Below are 7,643 nucleotides of genomic sequence, written 5' to 3'. Positions count from 1 at the left end.
CCCACCGACGATCCGGAGATCGTCAAGCTGCGGGAGCGGCAGAAACGCAACTTCCTGGCCACGTTGCTGTTGTCGCAGGGCGTGCCGATGGTCGCTCATGGTGACGAGCTGGGCCGTACCCAGCAGGGCAACAACAACGTGTACGCGCAGGACAACGAACTGAGCTGGATCGACTGGGAGGACGCCCGCCACCACGACGTGCTCACCCTGTTCGCCGAGAGCCTCACCAAGCTCCGGGCCGACCACCCGATCTTCCGCCGCCGCCGCTTCTTCACCGGCGAACCGGCCGGCGACACCAAGGTCCCGGACATCGCCTGGCTGCGCCGCGACGGTGAGACGATGACCGAGCAAGACTGGAACGAGCGGTCCGGCATGACGATGACGGTGTTCCTCAACGGCAACGGCATCCCGGAACGCGACGAGCTCGGCGAACAGATCGTCGACTCGTCGTTCCTGGTGCTGTTCAACCCGCTGTGGGAGGCCGTGTCGTTCACGCTGCCGCCGCGCTCGTACGGCGGGGGCTGGGAGACCGTGGTGAACACGGCTGACCCGCTGCTCGCCAGCCGCAAGAAGACGGTCAAGGCGGGCGGGAACGTCGACGTCGGCGGCCACACCATGGTGGTGCTCCGCAGCCGTTACTGAACCGGGACACAGCTCATCCATAGGTTCCTGACAGAGGACCCTGAGCTGTTCACGCCAATCTGTCCGGGTGACATCGACGATTGACGCCCCGACCACCTCCCCGGGGCCGGCCTGGCAGCGCCGGCCCCGCCAGTGGCTGCGCGGCCCCGGGACCGACCCGTCCTGGGCGCGCCCGGCACTGCTCGCCCTGCTGCTCGCGACCGCCGTGCTCTACCTCTGGAACCTCGGCGTGGGCTGGGGCAACAGTTTCTACGCGGCGGCCGCCCAGGCCGGCTCCCAGAGCTGGAAGGCCCTGCTCTTCGGCTCCCTCGACGCCGGTAACGCGATCACCGTCGACAAGCCACCCGCGGCCATGTGGGTGATGGGCCTGTCCGCCCGCCTCTTCGGCGTCAACAGCTGGTCCATCCTCGCCCCGCAGGCCCTGATGGGCGTGCTGTCGGTGGCATTGCTGTACGCCGCGGTCAAGCGCTGGTACGGCCCGGCGGCCGGCCTGCTCGCCGGGGCGGTGCTCGCGCTGACCCCGGTGGCGGTGCTGATGTTCCGCTTCTCCAACCCGGACGCGCTGCTCGTGCTGCTGATGACCGCCGCGGCGTACACCACGGTCCGGGCGGTGGAGAAGGCCTCCTGGAAGTGGCTGGCGATCACCGGCGTCCTGCTCGGTTTCGGCTTCCTCACCAAGATGCTCCAGGCATTCCTGGTCCTGCCGGCATTCGCCCTGGTCTACCTCGTGGCGGCCCCCACCGGCGTCGGCCGGCGGATCCGCGACCTGTGTGTCGCCGGCGGCGCCATGATCGTCGCCGCCGGCTGGTACGTGGCCCTGGTCTCCATCTGGCCGGCCGGCTCGCGCCCCTACATCGCCGGTTCGACCAACAACACGCTCTGGGAACTCGCGCTGGGCTACAACGGCCTCGGCCGGATCACCGGCGGCGAGGGCAACGGCGGCGGTGGTGGCATGCCCGGCGGCGCCTCCGGTGCCTTCCCCGCCGGTGCGTCCGGAGCGTTCGGCGGCGGCGGGATGCCCGGCGGCGGTGGCGGCTTCGGCGGTGCCACCGGCCTGCAGCGGTTGTTCAGCAGCGACATGGCCACCGAGATCTCCTGGCTGCTCCCGGCCGCGCTGATCGCCCTGGTCGCCGTGCTCGCCGCGACGGCACGAGCACCCCGCACCGACGTACGCCGGGCCGGCGCCGTCCTCTGGGGCGGCTGGGTCCTCGTCACCGGCATCGTCTTCTCGTTCATGAGCGGCACCATCCACGAGTACTACACGGTGGCGCTGGCCCCCGGCATCGCCGCCCTCATCGCCATCGGCGCCGCGGTCCTGTGGCCCCTGCGCGACGCGATCCTGGCCCGGGCCGGCCTGGCCGCCATGGTGCTGGCCGCGGCGGTCTGGACCACGGTCCTGCTCGGCCGGTCGGGCTGGCTGCCGGGCCTGCGCTGGAGCATCCTGGCGGTCGGCGTGATCGCGGCCGCGGGCCTGCTGCTGTCCCGGGTGAGGTGGCACCGGGTGTCGGTGGTGGCGCTGATCGCGGCGGCCCTGACCGCCCTCAGCGGCGGCGGTGCCTGGGCGGTGGCCACCGCCGCCCAGTCCCACTCCGGCTCCATCCCCACCTCCGGCCCGGCCGGCGTCGACACCGGCGGCGGGTTCGGCGGGGGTGGTGGTGGCGGCGGTCGAGGCGGCCGCACCGGCGGCGGCCAGGGCGGTTTCCCCGGCGGCGGTTTCCCCGGCGGTGCCCAGGGCGGCGGTGCCCAGGGCGGCGGTGCCCAGGGCGGCGGTTTTCCCGGCGGTGCCCAGGGCGGCGGTTTCCCCGGAGGGACTCCGGGCGGGACCCAGGACGGCACCCCAGGCGGCACCCCAAGCGGTACCCAGGGTGAGACCCCGGGTGGCGGTGGCCGGAACGGTGGCGGGTTCGGCGGGCGGACCGGTGGCGGCATGGGTGGCGAGTCGGTCGACGCGGAGCTCGCGGCGCTGCTGAAGGCGACCACGAACCGCTGGTCGGCGGCCACCACCGGCGCCTCCTCCGCGGCCGGCCTCGAACTGGCCAGCGGCACCGCGGTGATCGGCCTCGGTGGCTGGGTCGGCAGCGACCCCGCCCCGACGCTCGAGCAGTTCCAGGCCTGGACCAGGGTCGGCGAGATCCACTACTTCATCGCCGGCGGCGGTATGGGCGGTGGCCGGGGAGGACCGGGCGGCGACCAGACCGAGGCCTCGAAGATCAGCGCGTGGGTCACCGCGAACTACACCGCGACCACCGTCGGCGGTAGCACCGTCTACGACCTGACCGGCACCACTACCGGCTGACCCCCATCGGGACAAGGGCCGGCCCGGAAAGCCCGCTGGGGCGGTCCGGGCGCTGGTGGTCGACGACGAGCCGGCCGAGCTCGTGACGACGGGCCTGCGGTACGAGGGCCGGCAGACGTGCAGCGCGGCGGACGGGGTGACCGCCCTGGACCTGGCGGCACGCTTCCGGCCGGACGCGGGCGGGTGAACCGGTCATGCTGACGGTCACCGAGTTCGCGTTGCTGCGCCGTACACCTCGGCACCAAGATCGACCACGGTCGTCCACCGATGGTCCACACCGTGCGCGGTGGCGGGTACGTCCTTCGTTCATGACGGCCGCACCAGGCCGGTCTCGTAGGCGAGCACGACGGCCTGGATGCGGTCCCGGAGGCCGAGTTTGGACAGGATGGCCGAGAGGTGGGTCTTGACCGTGGTACGGCTGAGGTGCAGGTGACCGGCGATCTCGTCGTTGGACAGCGCCTGGGCCACCAGCGTCAGGACCTCGATCTCGCGGCCGGTGAGGACGTCGAGCCGGGTGCAGGGGCCGGCCGGGGCCGGGGCGGCGGCGAAGCGGTCCAGCAGCCGGCGGGTCACGGTCGGGGCGAGCAGGGCGTCGCCGCGGGCCACGACGCGGATGGCGTCGGCGAGCTCGGCGGGCCGGATGTCCTTGAGCAGGAAGCCGCTGGCCCCGGCCCGTAGCGCGGCGACCACCGGTTCGTCCAGGTCGAACGTGGTCAGCATGATGATGCGCGCGGGGTTGCCGGCGGCGGCGATCCGGCGGGCCGCCTCGATGCCGTCCATGATCGGCATGCGTACGTCCATGAGGACGACGTCCGGGCGCAGGACCCCGGCGAGCGCGACGGCCTGGGCGCCGTCGCCGGCCTCGCCCACCACGTCGAGGTCGTCGCGGCCGTCGATGATCAGGGCGAACCCGGCGCGTACCAGCTCCTGGTCGTCGGCCACCAGGACCCGGATCGGTGGGCTCCCGGCGGCCGCCCCCGTGCCGGCCGCCGGGACGTCGGGGACGGGCGGGGTCACGCGACCGGCTCCCGGGGGAGGTCGGCGCGGACCCGGAAACCGCCGTCCGGGGTCGGGCCGGCGTCGAGGGTGCCGCCGAGCAGGCGGGCCCGTTCGCGCATGCCGACGATGCCGCGCCGGTCGGTGCCGGTGACCCGGCCGGTGGAGCGGGGCGGTCCGGCGTCGTGGATCTCGACGTGCACCGACGCGGGGGAGCAGCTGACCGTCACCCGGGCCCGGTCGGCCTGGCTGTGCCGCAGCGTGTTGGTCAGCGACTCCTGCACGATCCGGTAGGCGGACAGGTCCACCGCGGCGGGCAGGGCCACCGGTGTGGTGTGCAGCTCCACCCGGAGCCCGGTGGCCACCATGGACGCGGCGAGCGGGCCGAGGCCGTCGAGGCCGGGTTGCGGGCCGGTCTCGCCGGTGTCCGCGGACATGGTCTGCAACAGCATCCGCAACTCCTGCAGGGTGGAGCGGGCCGCGGTGCCGATCGTGGTCAGCGCCTTGCGGGCGAGCTCGGGACGGCGGTCGAAGACATCCTCCGCGGCCTGGGCCTGCACCACGATCACCGACACCGTGTGGGCCAGCACGTCGTGCAGCTCCCGGGCGATGCGGGCGCGTTCCTGGGCGGCGATGCGCCGGCGCTCGTCCTCGCGGCGCAGCGCGCGGGTACGGCCCAGCTCACCCAGCGCCCAGCCGAGCGCCGGCCCGGCCGCGCCGATCAGCACGTCACGCCAGTCGCCGTGCTGCAGCTTCCACGGGGTGCCCGCGATCAGCACGGCCGCCACCACCAGGGACCGGCGGGGCGGGCGCACCGTGGCATAGAACGCGAGCACCGCCGAGACCTGCCCCAGCCAGCCGATGTCCGGCGCGAGGGCCTCCAGCCCGATCCCGGCCCCGGCCGCGACGGCCATCGCGGCCCCGGGCCGGCGCCGCAGCCAGGCCACCGTGCCGGCCTGCACACCTGCCAGCGCGACGGCGGCCACCGCGGCGCCGCCGGACGGGCCGTCCGGGACGACGAGGACGAGCCCGGTCAGGATCACGAACAGCACCCCGGCGACGCCGGTGTCGATGATCCGTTCCCTGCCGCAGACGATGCTCATGCCTGCGAGCCTAGGCAGCCCGCCGGGCGCGGGCATCGGCCCGGGGAACGAACCTCGCGTCAGCCCCGGGGAGGACATGGAACAATGACCCGGTCCGATCGCGACGGGAGGCAGGTTCCGGTGAGTGACCTCGAACGGTTCGTCACGGCCCAGGACGGCGGCGTGTACGACCGGGCCCTCGCCGAGCTGCGCGCGGGCAGCAAACGCAGCCACTGGATGTGGTTCGTCTTCCCGCAGCTCGACGGCCTGGGCTTCAGTGCCACCGCCCGCAGGTACGCGATCAGCGACCTCGCCGAGGCCCGGGACTACCTCGCCGACCCGGTGCTGGGTCCGCGGCTGGCCGAGTGCGCGCGGGCGTTGCTGGCGGTCGAGGGCCGCACCGCGTCGCAGATCCTCGGCTACCCCGACGACCTGAAGCTGTGCTCGTCGATGACGCTGTTCGCCCGGGCGGCCGGGGACCCGGCGCTGTTCCAGGCCGTCCTGGACCGGTTCTACGACGGCAGGCCCGACCCCGCCACACTCGACCTGCTGTAGTCACGTGGCCGCCTCGCTCGCGGTGCGCGCGCACCGGTGGATGACCGGCGACCCCGCGCGCCTGGACCGGACGGTCGCCGCCGTCCTGGGTGTGCTGACCGTGCTCCCGGGTGCGGGCCTCGCCGGCCCGGCCGGGCTCGCGCTGTCCGTGGCGCTGGTCGCCCCGCTGGTGGTCCGGCGCCGCCGTCCGGTCGCGGTGCTGGCCTGGACCACCGTGGCCGGCCTGGCCCAGCTGGCGACCACACCGATCCCGCTGCCCGCCGACCTGGCCGTGGCCCTGGTGCTGCACACGGTCGCCGCGCACGTGCCGGCCCTGCGGATCCGGCTCCTCGCGCTCGGTGCGGCACTGACCGGTGCGGTGCTGGCCGGACTGCGGTGGAGCACCCCTCCCGCGTACGCCAGGAGTGTCGCCGTCACCGCGGTCCTGCTGGCCGTGCCCGCGGTCTTGATCTGGGTGCTCGGCCGACGGCGGTGCGTATGCCGCGGCCCACGCCGAGCACTGGGACCGCGACCGGGCCGCCGCGGTGCTGACCACGATCGGCCGCACCGGCCGCACCGCCCTGGCTCAGGTGAAGGACCTGATCGAGATGCTGCGCGACGAGCACACCGGGGCGGGGTCGGCGGAGCTCGACCGGCTCGTCGGCGCGGTCCGGGCCACCGGCCTCGACGTGCGGGTGGACGCCGACCCCGCCCGGTTCGACGAGCTGACGCCGCCGGTGCGCCTGGCGCTGCTCCAGGTCGTGCAGGAGTCGCTGACCAACGTGCTGCGCCACGCCGGCCCGGACGCGCGGGCCACGGTCGCCGTCACGCATGGTGACGGCGCGGTCCGCGTACGCGTACGGGACCAGCGTGCGGGTCACGGCCTGGAAGGGATGCGGGAACGCGTCGCCGACCTGGGCGGGAGCCTGTCGGCCGGGGCGACGCCCGGGGGTTTCGTGGTCGAGGCGACGGTGCCGCGCCGGTGACCGCGATCCGGGTGTTCCTCGTCGACGACCAGGAGCTGGTCCGGGCGGGTTTCGCGATGATCCTCGACGCGGCCCCCGGCATCGAGGTCGCCGGGTCGGCCGGCAGCGGGGCCGAGGCCCTCGCCGCGCTGCGCCGGCCCGCGCACCGGGCCGACGTCATGCTGATGGACATCACCATGCCCGGCCTCGACGGCATCGAGACCACCCGGCGGCTGCTCGCCGGCCCGGCCGCGCCCCGGGTCGTCATGCTGACCACGTTCGACACCGACAAACACCTCGTCGCCGCGCTGCGGGCCGGCGCCTCGGGTTTCCTGGCCAAGGACGCCGGGCCGCCGGACCTGCTGGCCGCGGTCCGGGCCGCGGCCGCCGGTGGTGCCCCGGTCGCACCCCGGCTGGTCCGGCGGCTGATCGACATGTTCGTGCTGCCGGACCCGGACGCCACGGCCCGGCCACCGGCGGGCTACGACCGGCTCACCGGACGGGAACGCGAGATCCTCGCCGCGGTCGGGCTGGGCCTGAGCAACACCGAGATCGCCGCGCGCCTGCACGTGGCCGAGTCGACCGTCAAGACCCATCTCGGGTCGGTGCTGCGCAAGCTGGGGCTGCGGGACCGGGTGCAGGCCGTCGTCGCCGCCCGGACCGCGGGCCTGACCGGCTGACCAGCACCGCCGCGGCGACGGTGCCGATCAGCACGAACAGGCCGGTGTCCCCGGCGAGATACTCGTCGACCGCGACGGGGTGGGTGGTGCTGATCGCGTACGTGCCGAGCAGCGCGAACGTGGCGTTGTGCGCAAAATGGGCCAGCACCGCGGGCCAGAGGCTGCCGGTCCGCAACCTCAGGTAGCCGAACAGGAACGAGAACGCCACGACGCTGCCGGCGAACAGGGCGAGGACCAGCAACTGGTTGCCGTCGTGGTGGTAGGAGGGCGTGCACAGGATGTAGGGCAGGTGCCAGGCGGTCCACACGAGGCCGGTCACGAGCAGCGCCCGGCGTTCTCCCAGGAACAGCAGGCGGGGCAGGAGATAACCGCGCCAGCCCACCTCCTCCGCGTACGCGAGGATCGGCCCGGTGACGCAGAGCGCGAGCAGATCGGTGAGCCAGGGCCC

Annotated in this window: 9 protein-coding genes and 1 pseudogene; 6 read left to right on the top strand and 4 right to left on the bottom strand. The window is 74.2% G+C overall.

The genetic code is table 11. The features are described 5' to 3' along the window. The 3 genes and pseudogenes from ACIA6A_RS40565 to ACIA6A_RS40555 all read left to right on the top strand — a co-directional run. A pseudogene (locus ACIA6A_RS40565) lies at positions 1-642 on the top strand (glycogen debranching enzyme); the annotation flags it as partial. 67 nt (positions 643-709) lie between these two features. Then, positions 710-2,938: a glycosyltransferase family 39 protein gene (locus ACIA6A_RS40560; protein WP_396103476.1), complete on the top strand. Its 2,229-nt coding sequence runs from the start codon at positions 710-712 to the stop codon at positions 2,936-2,938. A 55-nt stretch (positions 2,939-2,993) separates the two neighbouring features. Continuing rightward, positions 2,994-3,125: a hypothetical protein gene (locus ACIA6A_RS40555; RefSeq protein WP_396103475.1), complete on the top strand. Its 132-nt coding sequence runs from the start codon at positions 2,994-2,996 to the stop codon at positions 3,123-3,125. Between the two features lie 119 nt (positions 3,126-3,244). On the opposite strand, the gene ACIA6A_RS40550 is transcribed toward ACIA6A_RS40555, so the two are convergent. Both ACIA6A_RS40550 and ACIA6A_RS40545 read right to left on the bottom strand, forming a co-directional pair. After that, positions 3,245-3,892, bottom strand: coding sequence for a response regulator (locus ACIA6A_RS40550; RefSeq protein WP_396103482.1), 648 nt, complete (start codon positions 3,890-3,892; stop codon positions 3,245-3,247). Between the two features lie 59 nt (positions 3,893-3,951). Further along, complete coding sequence (locus ACIA6A_RS40545; protein ID WP_396103474.1) at positions 3,952-5,037, bottom strand: sensor histidine kinase; 1,086 nt, start codon at positions 5,035-5,037, stop codon at positions 3,952-3,954. 120 nt (positions 5,038-5,157) lie between these two features. Here ACIA6A_RS40545 and ACIA6A_RS40540 point away from each other — a divergent pair, with 120 nt between their 5' ends. Beyond that, complete coding sequence (locus ACIA6A_RS40540) at positions 5,158-5,571, top strand: DUF1810 domain-containing protein (protein ID WP_396103473.1); 414 nt, start codon at positions 5,158-5,160, stop codon at positions 5,569-5,571. On the opposite strand, the gene ACIA6A_RS40535 is transcribed toward ACIA6A_RS40540, so the two are convergent. Then, a complete protein-coding gene (locus ACIA6A_RS40535) occupies positions 5,572-5,988 on the bottom strand; it encodes a hypothetical protein (RefSeq protein WP_396103472.1) in 417 nt (138 codons plus the stop codon). A 107-nt stretch (positions 5,989-6,095) separates the two neighbouring features. Between ACIA6A_RS40535 and ACIA6A_RS40530 the strand changes: the two genes are divergently transcribed. Continuing rightward, positions 6,096-6,536 (top strand): sensor histidine kinase, encoded by a 441-nt coding sequence (locus ACIA6A_RS40530; protein WP_396103471.1) that lies wholly within the window; start codon positions 6,096-6,098, stop codon positions 6,534-6,536. Beyond that, positions 6,533-7,195 carry a response regulator gene (locus ACIA6A_RS40525; protein ID WP_396103470.1) on the top strand — a complete coding sequence of 221 codons (663 nt, stop codon included), beginning with the start codon at positions 6,533-6,535 and terminating at the stop codon, positions 7,193-7,195. Before ACIA6A_RS40530 ends, ACIA6A_RS40525 begins: the two co-directional genes overlap by 4 nt. On the opposite strand, the gene ACIA6A_RS40520 is transcribed toward ACIA6A_RS40525, so the two are convergent. Then, positions 7,101-7,625, bottom strand: a complete 525-nt coding sequence (locus ACIA6A_RS40520) for a lysostaphin resistance A-like protein (RefSeq protein ID WP_396103481.1) — start codon at positions 7,623-7,625, stop codon at positions 7,101-7,103. The two genes, ACIA6A_RS40525 and ACIA6A_RS40520, sit on opposite strands and share 95 nt — an antisense overlap. Positions 7,626-7,643: the final 18 nt, after the last annotated feature.

Origin of the sequence: Actinoplanes sp. NPDC051494, from assembly GCF_044454705.1 — a bacterium.
In the GTDB taxonomy this organism is placed as follows: Bacteria; Actinomycetota; Actinomycetes; order Mycobacteriales; family Micromonosporaceae; genus Actinoplanes.
The sequence above is the reverse complement of the archived record's forward strand: the minus strand, read 5'-3'. Positions and strand labels throughout refer to the sequence as shown.

Excerpts from the sequence above, each read along its gene's own strand:
- ACIA6A_RS40545 (WP_396103474.1), bottom strand. The coding sequence starts at position 5,037 with ATGAGCATCGTCTGCGGCAGGGAACGGATCATCGACACCGGCGTCGCC.